15 protein-coding genes are annotated in these 21,132 nt (G+C 39.0%); 4 read left to right on the plus strand and 11 right to left on the minus strand.

All coding sequences use genetic code 11. The annotated features are described in order from the left end of the window. Positions 1-85 precede the first annotated feature (85 nt). The 5 genes from ACQKN4_RS07890 to acsA form a co-directional block, all read right to left on the minus strand. Complete coding sequence (locus ACQKN4_RS07890; protein ID WP_427483199.1) at positions 86-1,216, minus strand: acetylornithine transaminase; 1,131 nt, start codon at positions 1,214-1,216, stop codon at positions 86-88. A 131-nt stretch (positions 1,217-1,347) separates the two neighbouring features. Next, on the minus strand, positions 1,348-2,121 hold the full coding sequence (gene argB / locus ACQKN4_RS07895) for an acetylglutamate kinase (protein ID WP_427483201.1): 774 nt from the start codon (positions 2,119-2,121) through the stop codon (positions 1,348-1,350). Next, positions 2,084-3,316: a bifunctional glutamate N-acetyltransferase/amino-acid acetyltransferase ArgJ gene (gene argJ, locus ACQKN4_RS07900; protein ID WP_079561634.1), complete on the minus strand. Its 1,233-nt coding sequence runs from the start codon at positions 3,314-3,316 to the stop codon at positions 2,084-2,086. The genes argB and argJ overlap by 38 nt, the downstream gene beginning before the upstream one ends. A gap of 105 nt (positions 3,317-3,421) precedes the next feature. Next, the gene (gene argC / locus ACQKN4_RS07905) at positions 3,422-4,456 is read right to left on the minus strand and encodes an N-acetyl-gamma-glutamyl-phosphate reductase (protein ID WP_427483203.1); all 1,035 of its coding nucleotides are present in this window, start codon (positions 4,454-4,456) and stop codon (positions 3,422-3,424) included. A 474-nt stretch (positions 4,457-4,930) separates the two neighbouring features. Then, positions 4,931-6,658 carry an acetate--CoA ligase gene (gene acsA, locus ACQKN4_RS07910; RefSeq protein ID WP_427483205.1) on the minus strand — a complete coding sequence of 576 codons (1,728 nt, stop codon included), beginning with the start codon at positions 6,656-6,658 and terminating at the stop codon, positions 4,931-4,933. Positions 6,659-7,002: 344 nt separating this feature from the next. On the opposite strand from acsA, the gene ACQKN4_RS07915 reads away from it, so the two are divergent. From ACQKN4_RS07915 to ACQKN4_RS07925, 3 genes are read left to right on the plus strand one after another with little or no spacing between them, the layout of a single operon-like run. After that, positions 7,003-7,635, plus strand: coding sequence for a GNAT family N-acetyltransferase (locus ACQKN4_RS07915; RefSeq protein WP_079561699.1), 633 nt, complete (start codon positions 7,003-7,005; stop codon positions 7,633-7,635). Between the two features lie 23 nt (positions 7,636-7,658). Next, positions 7,659-8,309: an acetoin utilization AcuB family protein gene (locus ACQKN4_RS07920; protein ID WP_079561636.1), complete on the plus strand. Its 651-nt coding sequence runs from the start codon at positions 7,659-7,661 to the stop codon at positions 8,307-8,309. After that, positions 8,306-9,466, plus strand: coding sequence for an acetoin utilization protein AcuC (locus tag ACQKN4_RS07925; RefSeq protein ID WP_079561637.1), 1,161 nt, complete (start codon positions 8,306-8,308; stop codon positions 9,464-9,466). The genes ACQKN4_RS07920 and ACQKN4_RS07925 overlap by 4 nt, the downstream gene beginning before the upstream one ends. Positions 9,467-9,571: 105 nt before the next feature. Here ACQKN4_RS07925 and ccpA read toward each other — a convergent pair whose 3' ends face one another. Continuing rightward, positions 9,572-10,576, minus strand: coding sequence for a catabolite control protein A (gene ccpA, locus ACQKN4_RS07930; protein ID WP_079561638.1), 1,005 nt, complete (start codon positions 10,574-10,576; stop codon positions 9,572-9,574). A gap of 609 nt (positions 10,577-11,185) precedes the next feature. After that, positions 11,186-12,271, minus strand: a complete 1,086-nt coding sequence (locus ACQKN4_RS07935; protein ID WP_079561639.1) for a bifunctional 3-deoxy-7-phosphoheptulonate synthase/chorismate mutase — start codon at positions 12,269-12,271, stop codon at positions 11,186-11,188. 181 nt (positions 12,272-12,452) lie between these two features. Here ACQKN4_RS07935 and ACQKN4_RS07940 point away from each other — a divergent pair, with 181 nt between their 5' ends. After that, complete coding sequence (locus ACQKN4_RS07940; RefSeq protein WP_427483208.1) at positions 12,453-14,606, plus strand: cell division FtsA domain-containing protein; 2,154 nt, start codon at positions 12,453-12,455, stop codon at positions 14,604-14,606. Positions 14,607-14,656: 50 nt separating this feature from the next. Here ACQKN4_RS07940 and ACQKN4_RS07945 read toward each other — a convergent pair whose 3' ends face one another. The 4 genes from ACQKN4_RS07945 to ACQKN4_RS07960 form a co-directional block, all read right to left on the minus strand. Beyond that, complete coding sequence (locus ACQKN4_RS07945) at positions 14,657-15,157, minus strand: YtxH domain-containing protein (RefSeq protein WP_427483210.1); 501 nt, start codon at positions 15,155-15,157, stop codon at positions 14,657-14,659. Between the two features lie 133 nt (positions 15,158-15,290). Beyond that, on the minus strand, positions 15,291-15,797 hold the full coding sequence (locus tag ACQKN4_RS07950; RefSeq protein WP_079561642.1) for a DUF948 domain-containing protein: 507 nt from the start codon (positions 15,795-15,797) through the stop codon (positions 15,291-15,293). A 111-nt stretch (positions 15,798-15,908) separates the two neighbouring features. Then, a complete protein-coding gene (murC, locus tag ACQKN4_RS07955) occupies positions 15,909-17,222 on the minus strand; it encodes a UDP-N-acetylmuramate--L-alanine ligase (RefSeq protein WP_079561643.1) in 1,314 nt (437 codons plus the stop codon). A 228-nt stretch (positions 17,223-17,450) separates the two neighbouring features. Further along, a complete protein-coding gene (locus ACQKN4_RS07960) occupies positions 17,451-20,756 on the minus strand; it encodes a DNA translocase FtsK (protein WP_427483213.1) in 3,306 nt (1,101 codons plus the stop codon). Positions 20,757-21,132 lie beyond the last annotated feature (376 nt).

Consider the following 21,132-nt stretch of genomic DNA (forward strand, 5'->3'; position numbering starts at 1 on the left):
ATTTTGGAGATAAGCATTAAAAATCTGCTAGATTTCTTGCAAAGAAGTCTAGCAGATTTTTTTATCGTATATAATTGTCCAGATACTACAGCAGTATCGTTTTTAAAATCGCAATTGCTTCATCGATTTCTGCTTTTGACACGGTTAATGGAGGTAATAAACGTATAACATTTGGCCCTGCACCTACTAACAATAAGCCGTTTTCTTCTGCCGCAGTTATATACGAGGCTACCTCAGTATCACCACAGCAAATGCCAAGAAGTAAGCCTTGGCCCTGTACGGTAAACGTAGAAGGGAGATTCGCTTTTAACTCCTTCACAAAATATGCGGATAGCTCCTGTACATTTTGTAAAAATGCAGGTTCAAAGACATGATCTAGCACAGTTTCAGCAACACGCATTGCAAGTGGATTTCCACCGAATGTTGTCCCATGTGTGCCAGGACTAAACGTTTCATATAGCTCTGCTGTGCCAATCATACTACCGACAGGGAAGCCTCCACCTAGCCCTTTTGCCAACGTCACAATATGCGGCTTTAAAATCGTTTGTTCAAAAGCATATTTTGTTCCTGTTCGTCCAATACCCGTTTGAACCTCATCGATTATTAGTAATATTCCTTTGTCGTCACAAGCTTTAGCTATTGCTGCTGCGAACTCTGGTGATACACTGTTAACGCCGCCCTCACCTTGAATCATCTCCAACATTATTGCTGCGACAGTATCGTCAATCGTTGCTTCAAGTGCTGCCACATCATTAAAAGGAAGAATTGTAAATTTTTCAACAAGTGGTCCGAAGCCATTATGTACCTTGCCCTGACCTGTTGCGGACATTGCTCCAAAAGTTCGTCCATGAAAGGATTTCTCGAAAGTAATAATATGATTTTTCCCTGTATGCTTACGTGCAAGCTTGATGGCTGCCTCATTTGCTTCCGCACCACTATTACAGAAAAATGCATATGAAAAATGTGTATCAGCTATTAATTTTTGTGCAACCTTCTCCTGACCAGGAATATCAAATAAATTAGAAGTATGCCAAAGCGTTCTACTTTGATCATGAATAGCCTCCACAATCGCAGGATGTGCATGACCAAGACTCACTACTGCAATTCCACTTGTAAAATCTAAATATTTCTTCCCAGCAGCATCTTCAACAACTGTTCCTTGCCCTTTGACAATTTGGGCGCGGCGTTTGCCATAGTTTCCAAATAAAGCACTCATCTAATCACCCCTACTTAAATTCATAGCTAAAAAAATCTTCAATCTTACTCAACTATATTGCTACCTCTATGCCATTAGAACAGTCATTCCAACTATAACGAAGAGTAACTTTCAAAGGTGAAGACAAGCATTTAATTCAAATGAGATAAAATTGTCGTACCTACTAAGGATTCCCCAACAATTTGCACGGATGGAATACCTGCATTTAAGCATTCGAGAGCTCCTTGAACCTTAGGTATCATCCCACCGTAAATATGCCCCTCATTAATCCACTGATTGATGAAAGAAGGTGTTACTTTCGATTGATATTCATCGTTTATTCGAATACCATTTACATCTGTTACAAGTAATAAGCTATCTGCCTCTAAAGCTAGTGCTATTTCACTTGCTACCGTATCTCCATTTATATTCAATGCCTGACCATGTACATCCGCTCCAACGCAAGCAATAACTGGTACTACCCCTGCATTTATTAATGCTTCTAGTAACGATGTATTAACGGTCTTTACTTCACCAACATAACCGAATATATCTTTGTCTAGGTAATCGGCTACAATCAACTGATCATCAAATCCGTTTAAACCAATTGCAGCTATGCCAGCCGTTGTTAATTCATGAACAAGCGCTGGATTGACCTTTCCTAATAACGTTGACTGTACGATATCAATTACAGCTTCGCTCGTTACACGAATACCGTTTATAGCATGTGATTTTATTCCACGCTCCGCAAGTTCACGGTTGATAGCTGGGCCACCACCATGGGTAATAATAAGCTCTACACCGCTCTCTTGAAGTTTTTTAAAATTCTCAAAAAATGATTCATGTAAGCCTTCTAGCGTACTACCCCCAAGCTTAATGACCATTCGTTTACGAGCGATACGAGGCATTGATTTGAACGTAGTCATAAGTTAGATCACATCCCCAAGCATGCCCCTTGCCTTCTCCAATACCAAGTGACACATAAATTTTCACTTCATGCATTTTTAAAATTTGAATTAACTCATCCTCCGAGAATGGAACTGGCTCACCGTTTTCAACCATAGTTACACCGCCAATTTTGATCGTAATTTTTTCCGGATCAACCGTTGCGCCACTATAGCCTACAGCTGCAATAATACGTCCCCAGTTTGCATCACAGCCAAATACTGCTGTTTTCACAAGCGGTGAACCGACTACTGTTTTAGCAATTTTACGTCCTTCTTCATCCGAAATTGCCCCTTCGACTTCTACCTCAATCAGCTTCGTTGCACCTTCACCATCTTTGGCAATCATTTTCGCTAAGTCTTGAGATACTGTTTTCAATGTAAAGTAGAAGTTTTGCCAATCCGGATGATTAGGAGTTAGAGCTTCATTGCCCGCTAAGCCGTTTGCCATCACAACTACTGTGTCATTTGTAGATGTATCTCCATCCACTGTAATTGCATTAAAAGTCAAATTTGTTATATCAGATAAAGTAGCCTGTAGAACATCTGATTCAATATTTGCATCAGTCGTAATAAAACCTAGCATTGTCGCCATATTTGGTTCAATCATCCCCGAACCTTTTGCAACACCAGCGATAATAACCTCCTTGCCATCAACGATAGTGCTGTAACTTGTGTTTTTCATAACGGTATCTGTTGTTAATATCGCTTGGGCAAAATCAATCGCACTTTCTAAATTATCCTTTGGCTCTAACTGATTAATCCCATTTGCTACTGGCTCCATATTCATAATTTCACCGATGACACCTGTTGAGCAAACTCCTACTAAATTTGCCTCGATACCAAGCTTTTCCGCTACTAGGGATTGCATTGTTTGTGCATCCTTCGCCCCTTGCTTCCCTGTACACGCATTAGCATTTCCGGAGTTGACAATCATCGCCTGCATTTTTTTCGTTGTGTACACTACTTCTTTCGTTATTTTTAATGGTGCTGCCTGCACAGCATTCGTTGTAAAGACACCTGCTACACTCGCCGGTACTTCACTGACTAATACAGCTAAATCCTTTTTCTTATGCTTTAAACCACAGTGTAAACCCGCAGCTTTAAAGCCCTTTGGTGAAACAATATTTTTAATTGATAATTTTTTCATCATACTTGCGGATGCTATTAATGTCATAAAATCTTTCCTCCTTAGTTAATCAATTATCCTCGACATAAGAGATAAGAAACATTTGAAGCTGACGCTATACTTTCGCTACTTAAAACATTTTTCTGAAAGAAGTTAAATAAAGAATGGAACGACATCTAGTCCTGTAATTTGTGGTAAATCAAATTGAACGTTCATATTTTGAATGGCTTGCCCAGCAGCCCCTTTGACTAAATTATCGATGACGCCAACGATTGTGGCACGATTCGTACGGCTATCTACTTTCACGGAAATATCGCAATAGTTCGAACCTTTAACGCGATTTGTTCCCAGACTATTAGCATCTGTAACAATCCGTACAAACGGATGCTTTTCATAAGCACTCTGTAAACAAGCTACTAGCTGCTCTTCTGTAACACCAGGCATAACAGGGGCATATGAGGTAGATAAAATCCCTCTAGTCATTGGCACTAAATGCGTATTAAAAGTAATAGTTGTATTGGCCCCTGTAAACATTGAAATGGCCTGCTCAATTTCTGGTATATGCTGATGTGTATTCGTTTTATAGATTGATAAACTTTCATTCACCTCGCTAAAATGCGTTGTTTGCGATGGTTTATTTCCGGCTCCTGAAATCCCACTCTTTGCATCAATTACTAAAAAGCTCGAATCAATCAATCTTTCTTTTAGCAACGGTAACAACGAAAGTAATACCGCTGTTGGGTAACACCCTGGATTTGCGACAAGAGAAGCATGTTGAATATTTTCTGCATTCCATTCGGTTAAGCCATATACACTTTGTTGAATGATTTCCAATGGTGCCGCTTTTTTACCGTACCACGCTTCATAGCTCGCTGGATCTTGTAAACGAAAGTCACCAGACAAGTCTATTAATTTAGGACCTTTCCCTACCAGCGGAGGTAATAGCTCACTTGCCACCCCTGAAGGCGTACTTGTAAAAACAACATCAAATTTCTCTAAAGCCCCATAATCTATTTTTTGTAAAGGTGTATCGGCTATATGAACGAGATGACCAAACTTAGAAGAAAAAATAACACCTTCTTCTGAGGATGTGAATAAATCGATCCGCTCCACCGCTTTATGATTATGTAAAAATCGAATAAGCTCTAATCCACCATATCCGGTTGCACCAACAATTCCTACTTTCAATGCACTCACCTCTGAATTAAGTTAAAATTAGTATACGTCTGCATAATTATTAAGTCAATTGAATTTTTATTTATATTTAAACTTTTCTAAATATTTACCAATTATCATCATAACGTGTGGTTGATTTCCGTTCCGACTGGGCGCTTTCCTGGGGGCGTCCGATGAGCCGCTTCACTCGCTTGCTCGCTCCAGGGTCTCATCTGTAACGCTGATCCCCAAGGAGTCGCCCAGTCTCCACTCCAATCAACATGGCATACGTTTTAAAATAACTACTTTTATATCGAGTAAGGCATTTTTCTACTTAAAAGGAGATGTTTTATTATGCAAATAATTTTTGTATACTCTTTTCTGCTTTTTTAGTAACTAACGGTAAAATTGAAGTAAATATCCCGTTGAATGAAGTTATACTTTCTCAAAAAAGAAAGCAGGAATTTTTCGTCGACCGAATAAATTCCTGCTTCTTATATTACAAAATTAATCTTCCATCGTAGATAAATCACCTGTTGGTAAATTTAACTCCCACGCCTTTAACACTCGACGCATGATCTTACCACTACGCGTTTTTGGTAGCTTATCCTTAAATTCGATTTCACGGGGTGCTGCGTGTGCAGATAAGCCCCTCTTAACAAAATTGCGAATATCCTCAGTCAATGCATCTGAAGGTTCTACACCCTCACGTAAGGATACAAACGCTTTAATAATTTCACCTCGTACAGGATCTGGTTTGCCAATCACCCCTGCCTCGACGATATCAGGATGCTCTAGTAGCTTACTTTCTACCTCGAAAGGACCTACCCGCTCGCCAGCTGTCATAATAACATCATCTACACGTCCTTGGAACCAGAAGTAACCATCATCATCCATATAGGCAGAGTCCCCAGTCACGTACCATTCACCTTTTAAGAAATAGGATTCATAACGCTCTGGATTTCCCCAGATTTGACGCATCATCGCTGGCCAACCGCGTCGGATTGCTAGATTTCCCATTGTAAAAGGCGGTACTTCATTACCAGCGTCATCAACAATCGTCGCATGAATACCTGGTAATGGTTTACCCATTGAACCTGGCTTAATATCCATAGAAGGATAGTTACAAATCATATGCGCACCCGTTTCTGTCATCCACCATGTATCATGAATACGGTGACCTAGCTCATCAGTCCCCCAACGAATGACCTCTGGATTTAACGGCTCACCAACAGATAAAATGTGACGTACCGAAGATAGATCATAGTTCTCAAGTATACCACTACCAGCACCCATTAACATTCTGAAAGCAGTTGGTGCACTATACCAAACTGTTACACTATAATCCTCAATAGCTTGGTACCAAGCTTGTGGTGAAAATCTCCCACCAACAATTAGCATTGTGACACCATTTAACCATGGACCAAAAATGCCATATGCTGTGCCTGTCACCCATCCTGGATCAGCCGTACACCAATAAATATCGTCTTCACGCAAATCTAATACCCATTGTGTTGATTGATATTGTTGAAGCATTGCATTATGAACATGCAATACTCCCTTTGGTGCTCCTGTTGATCCAGACGTATAATGAAGAATCATACCATCCTCTCTGTCCACCCATTCAATGTCAAATAGAGAAGATGCTTCTTTCAAGCGTCTATTAAAATCTAAAATTTGTGTTGTTTCCTCTATATCAGACCCTACTAAAAAGACTTGCTGCAAATGTGGTAGTTTTTCTAAAGGTACACGTTCAAGTAACTCTGGTGTTGTCACTAATACTTTAGCTTCACTATCTGCAAGTCTGTCATAAACAGCGCCTTCCATAAATGCCTCGAATAATGGACCTACGATAACGCCCATTTTCAAAGCGCCTAATAAAGAAAAATAAAGCTCCGGTGAACGGGGCATAAAAATAAATAATCGATCACCTTTTTCTAAATTTGTTGCTGCCTTAAAAATATTTGCAGCTTTATTTGTCAGCTTCTTCATTTCATTGAAAGAATAAGCCTCTTTACGTTTTCCATCATTAAAATAAAGTGCAACTTTGTTTTTTCGATGCGTTTCCGTATGACGGTCAATTGCCTCGTATGCCATATTCACAAGCCCTGTTTCATACCAACTAAATCCCTTTTCTGTCTCTGCCCATTCATGTGTTGCCGCAGCTTTTTCATAATCAAGCAAATTGTATTGCCCCGGTAAAGCATTCAACTTCTCCAACATTTTCATCCCCATGAAACTACCCCTCTCTTTGCTATCGCCTTAGTATATTAGTAAGCAAATTTCAAATGGTAATTTCATTATTTTCCCCCTTCAAAATCCGCCACCATCTCCAAAGACAAATACGTTATGTAGCAATTGTTATACAACAGTTTAGGTAATATAAAATTAGTGGATGCTTATTCACACTACATTCATCTGTTTAATAACAGTTGCAATATACATATATTTTACACGAATTTATCAAGATTGTCTTAATATTTTTATTTTTCTAAAAACTCGGGTATATTTTGCAATAAATAGCGTTTTTCCGCAGGAAATCAGCTATAATGGAATTATTAAACTCAGGTGGTGTAATCATGGAACATAAAAGAACTTTTTTTTCTGTCACAAAGGAAACAAAGCATGGTACTGTGTATGTGGAAGGACCTGTTCCTCCAGAAAAATTAGCTACATATTCATTCCACGAAGGCTTGGTTGCTTTTAGACCTCCAAAGCAACAACAGCAAGCCATTATAGAAATTGCAGGGCTTCCTGAAGGACGAATTATTATTATTCGAAATGAAAACATTATTGTAGGCTACGTCACTTATTTATATCCCGATCCACTTGAACGATGGGCGGAAGATCGAATTGATAACATGATTGAGCTAGGTGCTATTGAAGTCATTCCAGAATATCGTGGTACAGGTGCTGGTAAGGCACTACTAGCCGTGTCTTTTATGGGAGATGAAATGGAAGATTATCTTGTTATCACTACCGAATATTATTGGCATTGGGACTTAAAAGGGACTGGTTTAAATGTTTGGGATTATCGCAAAATGATGGAGAAAATGATGGGCTCTGCCAACTTCGAATATTTTGCTACAGATGACCCTGAAATTACATCACATCCTGCTAACTGCTTGATGGCACGTGAAGGAAAACGCGTACCCCCTGAGACAATGGAAAGATTTGATAGACTTCGTTTTAGAAATCGCTTCATGTATTAAAACCAACACAAGGGGATGAGTATATGATCGTTGAAGAAATTATGAATGATGAGCCTCACACACTGGCTCCGACAAATACAGTCGTTGAAGCACTGAAATTAATGCGTGAGAAAAAAGTACGTCATTTGCCAGTTGTAGATGAGGAACATCACGTTCTTGGGGTTATCACAGAAAGAGATATAAAAGAGGCTTTACCTTCCTCATTACGGGATGAGCCTAACTCTCCAGTTTTTAATGCAAAAGTGGAAGAAATTATGATTAAAAATCCACTTGTCGGTCATCCGCTTGATTTCGTAGAAGAAGTAGCTCTTACTTTTTATGAATCCAAAATAGGATGCTTACCCATTGTCTCTGGGGGGAAATTAGTTGGGATTGTAACTACTACAGATTTACTCTATACATATATAGAGTTAACAGGCGCCACTGAACCCGGCTCAAAAATTGAAATTCGTGTAGCCGATACGCCAGGAATATTATTTGAAGTCACAAAAATTTTTAGCGAACATCATGCAAATGTCCAAAGCGTCTTAGTTTATCCTGACTCTGAAAATACGCAAAATAAAATATTAAGTGTCCGAGTAAAAACCCTGAATCCACTAGCTATGATTGAAGAACTTCGTAAAGAAGGCTTCGATGTATTATGGCCAAATTTACCAGGTGTTTCATTACAATGAAAAAAGCAGTATTTGTTTACTCGCCAGAGCAACTCGGATATAAATTTTCAGATACTCATCCTTTTAATCATAAACGCTTGACACTTACAATGGATTTGCTAAAGAATATTGATGCTCTTAATGATTTGGATATCGTTCCAGCTCGTGTCGCTACAGAGGAAGAGCTTTTACTTGCGCATGATCAAAAATATATTGATATCGTTAAAAGAGCAGGACATGGCGAGCTTTCAGAAGCACAATGTGAAAGCTATGGCATCGGTACTGAAGATACACCCATTTTTGAAAATATGCACGAAGCAAGTGCACAGCTTGTCGGTGGAACGTTAACAGCTGTCGATTATGTTATGGAAGGAAAGGCCGAGCACGCCCTCAATCTAGGTGGAGGGCTACATCATGGCTTCCGTGGCCGTGCATCAGGTTTTTGTATTTATAACGATAGTTCTGTAGCCATTCGCTATTTGCAGGAAAAATACAAGGCTCGTGTACTTTATGTAGATACCGATGCCCATCATGGGGATGGAGTGCAATGGAGTTTTTATGAAGATCCAGATGTTTGTACACTATCTATTCATGAAACAGGTCGTTATCTTTTCCCCGGAACTGGTAATATTACGGAACGTGGAAATGGACAGGGTTATGGCACTTCTTTTAATTTTCCAATTGATGCTTTTACGGAAGATGAGAGTTTCCTAGAAATATATGAAAAAGCTATGCGAGAAGTCTTTGAATTTTTCAAGCCGGATGTTGTGCTAACACAAAACGGCGCAGATGCACATTTTTTTGATCCATTAACACATTTATATGGAACAATGAAAATTTATCGAGAAATTCCAAAGCTTGCACATAAATTAGCACATGAATATTGTGGGGGGAAATGGATTGCTGTTGGCGGTGGAGGCTACGATATTTGGCGTGTTGTGCCTCGCGCATGGTCTATGCTTTGGCTTGAAATGACAGATCAGCAATTTCCAACAGGACCCCTCCCTCAAGCATGGTTAGATCGTTGGCAGCCTGAATCACCAGTGCCTTTGATTCCAACTTGGGAGGATCCAAACCCACTATATGAGCCAATCCCTAGAAAGACTGAAATTGAAGAAAAAAACACGCAAATGCTAACCAAGGCGCTACATATTATTCGCAATGAGAACCGCGCTTAACAATATGCCTCACGACAATCGTGGGGCTTTTCGTTTGCTCTTAGTCATCTATACGACTATATAAAAACACGTAAATCCTTAAACAGATTTACGTGTTAAGTATCGTTATTTACTTTTGACAGATTGTCGATGTTCAATACGATGCGGTAAAATAACCGCTTCGTCCTCAACAGGCTCTTTGCTCATTAATTTTGTCAGCAAGCGCATTGCGACAGCTCCGATATCGTACAGTGGTAACGCGACACTTGTTAGCTGTGGACGAACCATCCGAGCTAATTTTGAATTTTCAAAGCTAATTACTTCGATATCCTCAGGTACATCTTTGCCTGCATCCTGTGCACCATGAATCAATCCAATTGCTAATTCATCACTACCTGCAAAATAAGCAGTTGGAGGATTTTCAAGTGAGGATAATGTTTCCCACGCCTCTAAGCCCATATCATAACTCGATTCATCTGCAGCGATTAGTGATTCATCTATAGGGTAACCTGCATCTTGTAAGGCTTTTTTATAAGCTGCAAGTTTGAATTTTCCATTAATAGTATACGAAAGCGGACCTGTTACGAAAGCGATTCGCTTATGACCATTTTGAATAAGTAATGTAACCGCCTCATATGCTGCTTGGTAATAATCAATATTAACAGTCGCAATTGTTTGTGATTCATCTACTGAACCTGCAAGTACAATTGGCACAGGAGAGTGATCCATAGTTTGTTGCATTTTTTCAGTTACTTCGTCACTCATCATGACAATACCGTCAACCTGTTTCCCCAGCATTGTATCCAGTAGCTGAAGCTCTTTATCTTCATGTTGGTCTGAGTTGGCTAAAATAATATTGTAACGATACATTGTTGCAATATCCTCAACACCACGCGCCAGCTCCGCATAAACATTGTTTGCAATATCCGGGATAATCACGCCAACTGTTGTTGTTTTCTTACTTGCTAATCCTCGCGCTACTGCGTTTGGACGATACTCTAATCGTTCAATCACTTCTAATACTTTTTTTCGTGTTGCCGGTTTTACGTTTTGATTACCATTGACTACACGAGAGACAGTTGCCATAGAAACATTTGCTTCTCTTGCAACATCATAAATTGTAACAGTCATCGTACGTGCCTCCCTTTTTCCTTTAATAGCCTTATCATACGATAATTTTCATATTCTTTTCAAGAAGCAGTATGTATATGAAAAGAAAAACCAAGTACAAGTAGTACTCTTCTAGACATTATTTTGTCACTATATAGTAAACACCGCCTGCCAATTAAAGCAAGCGGTGTTTATCAACATATCAATTATGCCTCGGCATATTGCGTCTGGGATCGGCTTTGTGCTTAGGCCTGCAGATGTTTTTTGTGCGAAAGCGCAGTATTAACGTAGCGGCAGCAACAACAGGATACAGGTCAGTTAGCCGATATCGCATGGCTGCGATGATTTTAGGCTAATTTCCTATATTGAACTCCTTCCCGATTCCGTGACATCCACCGGAGGCTTTGTGCCAACAGATGTTTTTTGCGCGAAAGCGTAGTGCTAACGTAGCGTCAGCAGCACGATGTTTTTTGCGCGAAAGCGTAGTGCTAACGTAGCGCCAGCAACAGCACCAATGTTGGTCACTCAGCCGTGTGTTGCTGCCGCTTCGCTTTCGCACAGATAAATTGCCACAGGACGTGGCGTTCTTAGACCGAGTTCCTCTATTTCAGCCGGTATTGCTGAAAGAAGTTAAGCATTGATTTCATGGTTCTTCATGAAATTTTGTAGTGTTTGGTAGAACGCATCAAATGTTGGAATATCCATTTGTTGTTGTGAATCTGAAAGTGCTACAGATGGATCTGGATGCACCTCTGCCATGACGCCATCAGCTCCAATAGCAATTGCCGCCTTAGCACATGGTAATAGTAAATCACGACGACCTGTTGAGTGCGTAACGTCTACAAATACTGGTAAATGCGTTTCTTGTTTTAAAATTGGTACAGCAGAAATATCTAATGTGTTACGTGTTGCTTTTTCGTAAGTACGAATACCACGCTCACAAAGAATGATGTTTTCATTTCCTTTAGACATAATGTATTCTGCTGCGTGAATGAATTCATCAATTGTCGCTGCTAAGCCTCGTTTTAAAAGAACAGGTTTATTTGTTGCCCCCGCTGCTTTTAATAATTCGAAGTTTTGCATATTACGTGCACCAATTTGGATAACATCGATGTAATCTAATGCTTCCTCTAAATGGCCTGGTGTAACAATTTCCGTAATAACACCTAAACCGTATTCCTCTGACACACGTTTTAAAATTTTAAGTCCTTCTAACCCAAGACCTTGGAAGTCATATGGAGAAGTACGTGGCTTATAAGCACCACCACGAATTAATTTTTCACCTTTTGCTTTAATAGATTCTGCTACCGCTGCTACTTGTTCGTATGACTCTACAGCACAAGGTCCAAATACGAAAGATGGTTTTCCTTGTCCAATTAGCTCACCATTTATATTAATGACAGTATCTTCTGATTTTTTCTTACGTGATACAAGTAACTCTTTTTTCTTGTCTGCTTCAAGTTGTTTTAAAGCTGTTTTAAAGATTTGTTTAAATATATAATCTACCGTCATTTGGTTTAATGGACCTTGATTGTGCTCTTTAATAAGATCAAGCATGTGTCGTTCACGCAATGGATCATAGCGAATCACACCTTGTTTTTCTTTAATCTTACCGATTTCATCTACTACTGCTGCTCGTTCGTTAATTAGACGAAGAATTTCTAAGTTCAAACCGTCAATTTGACTACGTAAGCTTTCTAAATCTTTTTGGCTCATGCTTTCTTGCTCCTCTCCTTATGACAGACACTTTCAGAACTCTGAAATGTATGTTACATTTTTAGATAATAGCAACATTATAATCAATGTTGCACAGAATGTCACGCATTTTTAATTTAGCGCTTCAACTCGCTAAATTATATAATTATATTAACATATTACGAGAAAGGAAGCGAGTACATTGAGTTCAAAATTATTTGCACTTGATATCGGTACACGTTCTGTAGTAGGCATTATTTTAGCAGAAGATAATGACCACTTTCACGTGGAAGACATTTTAGTAAAAGAACATAAAGAACGCGCCATGGTAGATGGTCAAATACATAACGTCATGTATGTGGCAGATTTAATCAATGAAATTAAACATGAACTTGAAGAGAAGCATGGTCCTTTAACAAAAGTGAGTGTCGCTGCTGCTGGTCGCTCACTGAAAACAGAACAAGCAAGCGTGACAATCAATATTCGTAATCGGCCAATCTTTACAGAAGAAGATATAAGCCGCTTAGAACTACAAGCTGTTCAACAGGCACAGCAACAGCTCCTTCAACACAAAGATGATGCTAAAATAAGCCACTATTATTGTGTTGGTTATTCAGTTCTATACTATCGTTTAGATGGAGAGGAGATTGGGAGCCTACTCGATCAGCAAGGCGATGAAGCACAAATTGAAGTTATCGCTACGTTCTTGCCAAGAGTTGTCGTAGAATCACTTATCGCAGCTCTTAAACGGGCGGATTTAGAGATGGATGCACTAACATTAGAACCTATTGCAGCTATTAACGTGCTTATCCCCCCAACAATGCGTCGTTTAAATGTTGCGCTAGTTGATATTGGTGCTGGTACATCTGATATTGCCATTACCGATAAAAGTACTGTTGTTGCGTATGGCATGGTACCAACGGCTGGTGATGAAATAACAGAAGCATTAAGTGACCATTATTTACTCGACTTCCCAGTTGCCGAACAAGCGAAACGTCAACTGCAAACAGAAGAAGAAATATTAATTCAGGATATTTTAGGCTTTGATCAATATTATCCGAAAGAGGAAGTTCTTCAAGCAATCGATCCTGCTGTCAAGCAACTGGCGAAAGCCATTGGAGAAGAAATATTACGTCTTAATAATCAGTCAGCTCCTAAAGCGGTAATGCTTGTTGGTGGAGGAAGCTTAACACCCAAACTTACAACTGAACTTGGACTTATACTAAATTTACCTGCCAATCGCATTGCCGTTCGAGGGATTGACGCTATTCAAAACTTAACAAAGGAAGATCATATTAAAGCATCTCCTGAATTAGTGACTCCAATTGGTATTGCGATTGCAGCAAAAAAAATGCCTATTCAATATATGAGTCTAACTGTCAATGAACAAGTAGTGCGCCTTTTTGAATTAAAAGAAATGACTGTTGCTGATGCATTTTTAGCAGCCAATATTCGAGCAAAGCAGTTATATGGAAAACCAGGGCATGGACTATCAGTGAATGTAAATGGACAAGATATTTTCATTCCTGGTGGTCACGGTCAACCGGCAGAAATTTTAGTGAATGGCCACCAAGCATCCACTAAAACGATGATTAAAACAGGTGATGCCATCCAGCTAATTGAAGGCCAAGACGGTCAGCAAGCTAATGCTACGGTGAGAGATATTGTAGATGATGCTGCCATTAAAACTGTTACGATTCAAGAAACAAAATATGTAATTGAACCACAAATAACTGTTAATGGTTCCCTTGCATCACTCGATAGTGCATTAAATGATCGAGATGTTGTGATGTTTGAAATAGCTGAAACAGTCGAGGATGTATTTAAGCTCACAAATAATTGGGCGTTATTAAAACAATTTGAGTCATTTTATATTCAAGTGGATGGAAAGCCACTTTATTTACCAGATTTTTCAGCTCATTTAATGATTAATGGTAAACCATCAAAAATGTCATATGCTGTACAAGATGGTGATGTACTTACATTTCAGCAACAAACATATCCTTCCGTTCAACGGATTGCTGACCAAATGAGTGTTTTACTTGAGGATAAAATCATCATACACTTTCAAAACGAAGTAGTAGAGCTAAAAAAAATGGCTAACGAAGTTCTCGTTAATCAAGTAGTGGTATCACCTCATTCAACCGTCCCAAATGGGGCCGCTATTTCATTTAAAGAGAAAGACCGAAGTCGTTGGATATACCAGGATGTGTTCCGCTTCTCTAATTGGCAACTGCCTACTACTTTTAAAGGTAATTTTACGATTTTACGAAATGGTCAATCAGCAAGCTTCGATATGGAGATTTTCGGCGGTGATAAACTAGAAATTTTACTAGAAAAAGCGCCTATATCTTAAAAAAGGGATACGATACATCGTTGTCAGATGTATCGTATCCCTTTTATCTATTACGCGCGAACTTCTTCACTTTTTTCTTCAGCTTGTTCCTTTTTTTCACTAGCATCCTGCGCTTTAGGTTCTTCGCTAGAAATGAAATCCTCCAGTGGCTCTTCACCCTCGAAAGATACAGTACCATCGTCAAAAACAGTTGGTGCCTTTGCTGATTTTAATGTTTTTACTTTCTCTACTAATTGTGTAGATTGTTCTTGAATTTGTTTAGATAATTGAACGGTTTTATCTTTTGCAGTTGTCGAGAAATCTGCACTCTTATCTTTTAGGTTGACAGCTTGTACTGCTACATCGCTAAGTAAATCTTTTCCTGATTTCGGAGCTAGTAATAAGCCTGCAGCTGCACCTACTATACCCCCAACTAATGCACCAATAACGAAATCTTTCATGTTCACTCGCTCCTCTTCATAAATCGATTCTTGCGGATGATAAAGCTGCGGCAATGAACTTTCAAGTTGTTGTTCCTTCACTTCATTAAAATTTGGCTTTTGAGTTGTCATGCAACAATTCCTCCCCATCTTATTATCTAATTTGCCTAGACTGGTTGTCCATCTGCTTTTGCGGATGCATTCTTCAACTTATGCCTAAGACTTTATTTTTATTCGGCTGGCATTAACGCCTACCGAACAATAATTATTTTTTACGGCCCCATTTTCTTTTCGATTTTTCAGTTTGCGCTGATTCAAAAGGATAAACATCATCTTGAATCACCTCATTGGCCTGTTCGATAATTTTACGTTTTTTCCACTTATCAGCAATGCCGATTGCGACATTGCTCCACTGAACAACCTGTGCAATTTTTTCTTCATTTTGTTCCACACTTGTAGAAATTGAAGAAGTAATTTGCTGTACAGATTTATTTAAACCATTCACAGAGTCACCAATTCCTTTGACTGCATGAACAACAGAATTTAACTGTTCAGATTTTTCTTGAATATCTTCTGCCAAGCTATTTGTTTTAGCTAGTAAGGAAGTCGTTTCACGTGTAATACCTTCCATTTGACCTTCTATACCCGATAATGTTCCTGCTAAACTGTTAAGGATTGGTTTGAGCGAAAATAATGTCATTCCTACGCTCACACAAAAAATTAAAAAACCGATTGCTGCGATGATTGCTGCAATATACAAAATAACTTCCATAACTAGACCTCCTGCAAGTACAAATTCTCTTTACTATTCATTTCCTTATTTTCGACAAAAAAAACGGAATCCCTTCTCTTTTTTGAGAAAAAACAGCTTATTCCTTGCGGATTAAGCTGTTTCGTTGTTCTTTAGCACGTCTTCAAAAGCATCTTGGAATTTGTGAACATCGCCAGCGCCCATAAATAAAAATACTGCGCCCTTATGCTTTGTCAACACATCGATTCCTTCAGTGGTAATCACTGCACTGCCTTCAATTAAAGACGCTAAATCTTGGATTGAAAGTGCGCCTTGTGTTTCCCTTGCAGAGCCAAAAATATCACATAAATATGCTGTATCTGCAAGACTTAGACTATCTGCGAAATCCTGTAAAAAAGCTTGTGTACGTGTAAATGTATGTGGTTGAAAAATAGCTACTAGCTCACGATCCGGAAATTTTTGTCGTGCCGATTGAACCGTTGCACGGATTTCAGTTGGATGGTGTGCATAGTCATCTATTAAAACATTATTCCCAACTTCCGTCTCTGTAAAACGTCTTTTCACACCTTTATATGTGTTTAAACGTTCTTGAACGATGTCTGGTGAAATACCTTCATATTGGCAAAGCGTAATAACAGCTAAGGTATTTAATACCGCATGATCGCCAAACAACGGGATAAAGAATGTACTATAAAATTCATTGCGGACAAATACATCAAATTTTGTACCCTTTGTTGTTTTTTCAACATTACGAGCCTCAAAATCATTTTCAGCCCCAAATCCATAATAAACAACCGGTACTTTCGCTTGAATACGTTGTAAATGTTCATCATCACCGCAAGCAATAATGGCTTTTTTAACTTGTAATGCTAATGCTTGAAAGGCTGAATATACATCCTCTATGTTTGCAAAATAGTCAGGATGGTCAAAATCAATATTAGTCATTACTGCGTAATCGGGATTGTAAGCTAAAAAGTGTCGACGGTATTCACATGCTTCCATCACAAAGAAGTCAGCATTTTCATGCCCAGCTCCTGTTCCATCACCGATTAAATAAGAAGTTGGCTTATAACCTCCTACAACATGAGACATTAAGCCTGTCGTAGATGTTTTACCATGTGCACCCGTAATAGCAATCGACGTATAATTACCGATATATTCACCTAAAAATTTATGGTAACGAATAACTTCTACACCGATTTCACGTGCACGCTCTAATTCGGGATGATCATCAGGAAATGCGTTCCCTGCAATAACTGTCATACCTTCTTTAATATTATCTGCATTAAATGGAAAAATTGAAATATTACGCTCACGTAACGGCTGTTCCGTGAAAAAATATTTATCAATATCTGAGCCCTGTACTTGTTCACCAGCATCAAATAAGATTTGTGCAAGTGAACTCATGCCAGAACCTTTAATGCCTGTGAAATGAAAAACTGTCATTAATTAAACCCCCCGGGAATTCAATATCCCTTCTATCATCTATTAGGTGTAACGTATTTTTTCACTAATTATTAGGTATTAATACCTTTGGAAGTACAAAAAAATACGTACTAATCAACACATCTCGTCTATTATAGCACTATTTATGCATAAGGATAAATGTGTAACTTTTCTAAAAAAACTAATTTCGACGTAATTAAGATAATCTATACGAAAACAATACAATTCTTATTCAAACATAGCAATTAAATCTTCTTCTGTAATATAACTTTCTCTTGGTTTACTGCCTCTTGCCTCGGACACAAAACCATGTGATTCCAACATATCGATTAAACGAGCAGCACGATTATAACCAATATGGTATTTGCGCTGAATCAAGGACGTAGAAGCACCTCCCTGCTCATAAACAAATCGACATACATCCTCAAACAGATCATCTTGCTCAGCCGAAACTTCCGTCTTCTTTAAAAGTTCCTCTTGATCGAATATATAATCCGGCTCTCCTTGTTCACGAACATGCTCAATAATCGCTTCAATTTCATCATCTGTCACAAATGTACCCTGCAAACGCACTGGAGCAGACATACCATTGCCTAAATATAACATATCGCCCCGTCCAAGTAATCTTTCTGCACCTTGCCCATCTAAAATAGTACGCGAATCGATTTGTGAAGATACCGCGAATGCAATACGTGTAGGAATATTTGATTTAATAAGCCCTGTAATAACGTCAACAGAAGGTCTTTGAGTTGCAACAATTAAATGGATACCACAAGCACGTGCCTTTTGCGCAATACGACAAATTGCCTCCTCTACATCTGCAGGAGACATCATCATTAAATCTGCTAATTCATCAATGACAATTAGAATATACGGTAATTTTAAACTATGTTCATTATTTTTATCCGCAATTGCATTATAACGTGTAATATCACGCGCACCCGCATGAGCAAATAACTGATAACGACGCTCCATTTCCTCTACTGCCCATTTAAGTGCAGCTGTAGCCGCTTTAACATCTGTGATGACTGGACTAACTAGATGTGGAATATGATTAAACGGTGCTAATTCTACCATTTTAGGATCGATTAGCATCAGTTTTAATTCATGTGGTGCAGCTTTATATAATAAGCTAACCAAAATTGAATTAATACAAACTGATTTACCAGAACCTGTAGCTCCGGCTATTAAACCATGTGGCATTTTTCGTAAATCAATGGTTACAGGCTTCCCTGTTAAATCCAGACCCAATGCTGCTTCTAACGGTGAATCTGACTCAAGGAAAGAAGCACTATTTGTCACTTCCGATAATCGAACAGCGCGAGATACACGGTTCGGAATCTCAATGCCAATTGAGCTCTTCCCAGGAATCGGTGCTTGGATGCGGATATCTTTCGCTGCCAATGCAAGCTTCAAATCATCTGATAGATTACGGATTTTACTAACCTTCGTACCATGACTCACTGTTATTTCAAATTGCGTCACGGCAGGTCCTTGCATAATGGATTCTATTTGAGCTGAGACTTGGAAATAAGACAAAGCTTCTACCAGCGTATCTCCCTGTTGCTCCATCCACTCCGTATCCTGTGTTTTTTCCTCAGGTGGCTCTAAAAACTCATCATCTGGCTTTTGATACACATGCACAGGTTTTCGAGGCATTTCCATCACTTGATTTTCCACGAATGTATCAGCTGATTTAGAAGGTTGTTCTGGATACTCTTCTAGATCAATATCATTCTCCTCGGGAATCACTACATTTTCGGTAGTAAGCGCCTGTTCAGTAGTTGATTCTAGTTCCGTTTCGGTAGTTACCCCTACTTCCTTTTCAGCAGTCGCTCCCATTTCCGTTTCAGTAGTTACTTCCACTTCCTTTTCGGCAGTCGCTCCCATTTCCGTTTCAATAGTTACTTCCACTTCCTTTTCGGCAGTCGCTCCCATTTCCGTTTCAATAGTTACTTCCACTTCCTTTTCGGCAGTCGCTTCCATTTCCGCTTCAGTAGTTACTTCCACTTCCTTTTCGGGTACTTCTACTTCCTTTTCAGTAGTCGCTGAAATTTCGTCGGAGCTCCCAACATCAATCACAGTCTTTTCTAATGTCGAAACGTTCGACATTGATGTTACTGGTGCCATTGAAATGACTGACACACTCTCTGTTGTAGCATTGAATGGAGCAGTATTTGGAATAGAAACCTTGTCTTCCTCCGACGATTGTGGTGCTGTTGTATCATCCATCTTTAGCTCACTAATTTCTAAATGTATAGATTGTTGAATCTGATCTTTATTAGATTGATGTTCTTTCTCTAAATGAAACGGCTCAGAAGAAGACTCCTGTTCCTCTTGATAATTTTCAACAATTGTAGGGGTCGGCTTCGTATTTTTTAATTGCTGTCGAATTCTCCATTTCTCTTTATCTGTTTTTAGCATTAAAACATTGAATGGAACGCCACCACTTTTTTCTTTCTTTTCTACCGGTTGCTCTTCTACAGATTGTTCTTGCAATATATCTTGCTCATTATCTTCATTCATGGATGGCTGGACTACAGTAACTTCACCAATGTGGATGGTAGAATTTTCGATTTGTACTTGTTCTACAACTACTTCTTTCACATGAATTTCTGATTGATCAACCGGAAGTTGTTCAATATTCAGCTCATGCTGAACAGCTTCTTTCACTTGTTCTTCAAATTCTACGGCAAAAGAAGTTGTTAGCGGTACAGGTAATTCCACCGTCGTTTTATCTTTAGGATGATTGGTTTCGTCTGATAATTTATCATCAAAAGTAATCGGTTGCTTCGTAAGTGCTTCAATTGTTTCAGGGAACTGTTCAAGTCCATCTTTTTGCTCTGCGCTAATAGGCTCTTTTTCTTCTAGTATATTTTCAATGGCCTCATTTGTTGTCGCTTCTTTTATAGACTTAGTTGCTGTAGGTATTTCTAACTCTTTTTTGTCGTGCTCTTCCTTCCGTTTCTCTAATAGTTGCTCAATTGGGCTCGGCTTAGTAAAACCATAGACTGGTGAAGGAACATCAGTTGGTACAAAACGTTTGCGATTAGCGGGTAAATCACTTTCATCTGTTTTTTCTAATGGATACTTCGTTTCCTTAGGCGATGTAGGTAATTCATTCTGTGCATCTCGAAAAACAAGACTTGCCCTCGAACGATTCTCTGGTTCAGGCTGACTTCGCGTAATCGTCGTTCTACCTGTTCTTTTCGTTCGATTTGCTAATAGTTCTCGAATACCTGAAATCTCAATATCATACACACTTGAATCCACAATATGATTATTTAAATGCCTCGGTAGCGATAAATCTTCAATTTGTTCAGAGAATACATCGTCCATTTGATTGAATGCTTCTTTTGATGATGGTGGAGTTGAAAACTCATCATCATCAATTAACGGAAAACGAAAAGTTTTTTGCTTTGCTGCTGTTGTTTCTTTAAATGAGTTTTGTTGCTCAGATTGTTCTTCTTCATAGTCTTCATAAAACTCTTCATATTCGTAATCATTGTCATCTTTATTTAAAAATTTATCCATTTGTTTTTTTAACCAATTCACATTGTTTCACTCATTTCTCTTACACTTCATTTATAGCATTAACTAAATCAATTATGACTCAGCATTAATTGCGTCCGGAATCGGCTTTGTCTTAGGGACTGCACGAGGGCCGACACGATGTCGGTCATTTCAGAAATGCCACAGGACGTGACGTTTTTACCGATGCAGGTCAGTTAGCCGATATCGCATGGATGCGATGGTTTTAGGCTAACATCCTATGTGAGCACCTTTCCGATTCAGTGACATCCGCCGGAGGCTTTGGGCCAACACGATGTTGGTCAGTCAGTCATTACCACAGGACGCGGCGTTCTTAGGCTGGGTTCCTCTGCTTCAGCAGATATTTGGACACCAGCTG

Source organism: Lysinibacillus sp. NPDC093692, from assembly GCF_050280125.1.
In the GTDB taxonomy this organism is placed as follows: domain Bacteria; phylum Bacillota; class Bacilli; order Bacillales_A; family Planococcaceae; genus Lysinibacillus.

Excerpts from the sequence above, each read along its gene's own strand:
- ACQKN4_RS07890 (WP_427483199.1), bottom strand. The coding sequence starts at position 1,216 with ATGAGTGCTTTATTTGGAAACTATGGCAAACGCCGCGCCCAAATTGTC.
- argB (WP_427483201.1), bottom strand. The coding sequence starts at position 2,121 with ATGACTACGTTCAAATCAATGCCTCGTATCGCTCGTAAACGAATGGTC.
- argJ (WP_079561634.1), bottom strand. The coding sequence starts at position 3,316 with ATGACATTAATAGCATCCGCAAGTATGATGAAAAAATTATCAATTAAA.
- acsA (WP_427483205.1), bottom strand. The coding sequence starts at position 6,658 with ATGGGGATGAAAATGTTGGAGAAGTTGAATGCTTTACCGGGGCAATAC.
- ACQKN4_RS07915 (WP_079561699.1), top strand. The coding sequence starts at position 7,003 with ATGGAACATAAAAGAACTTTTTTTTCTGTCACAAAGGAAACAAAGCAT.
- ACQKN4_RS07920 (WP_079561636.1), top strand. The coding sequence starts at position 7,659 with ATGATCGTTGAAGAAATTATGAATGATGAGCCTCACACACTGGCTCCG.
- ACQKN4_RS07925 (WP_079561637.1), top strand. The coding sequence starts at position 8,306 with ATGAAAAAAGCAGTATTTGTTTACTCGCCAGAGCAACTCGGATATAAA.
- ccpA (WP_079561638.1), bottom strand. The coding sequence starts at position 10,576 with ATGACTGTTACAATTTATGATGTTGCAAGAGAAGCAAATGTTTCTATG.
- ACQKN4_RS07935 (WP_079561639.1), bottom strand. The coding sequence starts at position 12,271 with ATGAGCCAAAAAGATTTAGAAAGCTTACGTAGTCAAATTGACGGTTTG.
- ACQKN4_RS07945 (WP_427483210.1), bottom strand. The coding sequence starts at position 15,157 with ATGACAACTCAAAAGCCAAATTTTAATGAAGTGAAGGAACAACAACTT.
- ACQKN4_RS07950 (WP_079561642.1), bottom strand. The coding sequence starts at position 15,797 with ATGGAAGTTATTTTGTATATTGCAGCAATCATCGCAGCAATCGGTTTT.
- murC (WP_079561643.1), bottom strand. The coding sequence starts at position 17,222 with ATGACAGTTTTTCATTTCACAGGCATTAAAGGTTCTGGCATGAGTTCA.
- ACQKN4_RS07960 (WP_427483213.1), bottom strand. The coding sequence starts at position 20,756 with ATGGATAAATTTTTAAATAAAGATGACAATGATTACGAATATGAAGAG.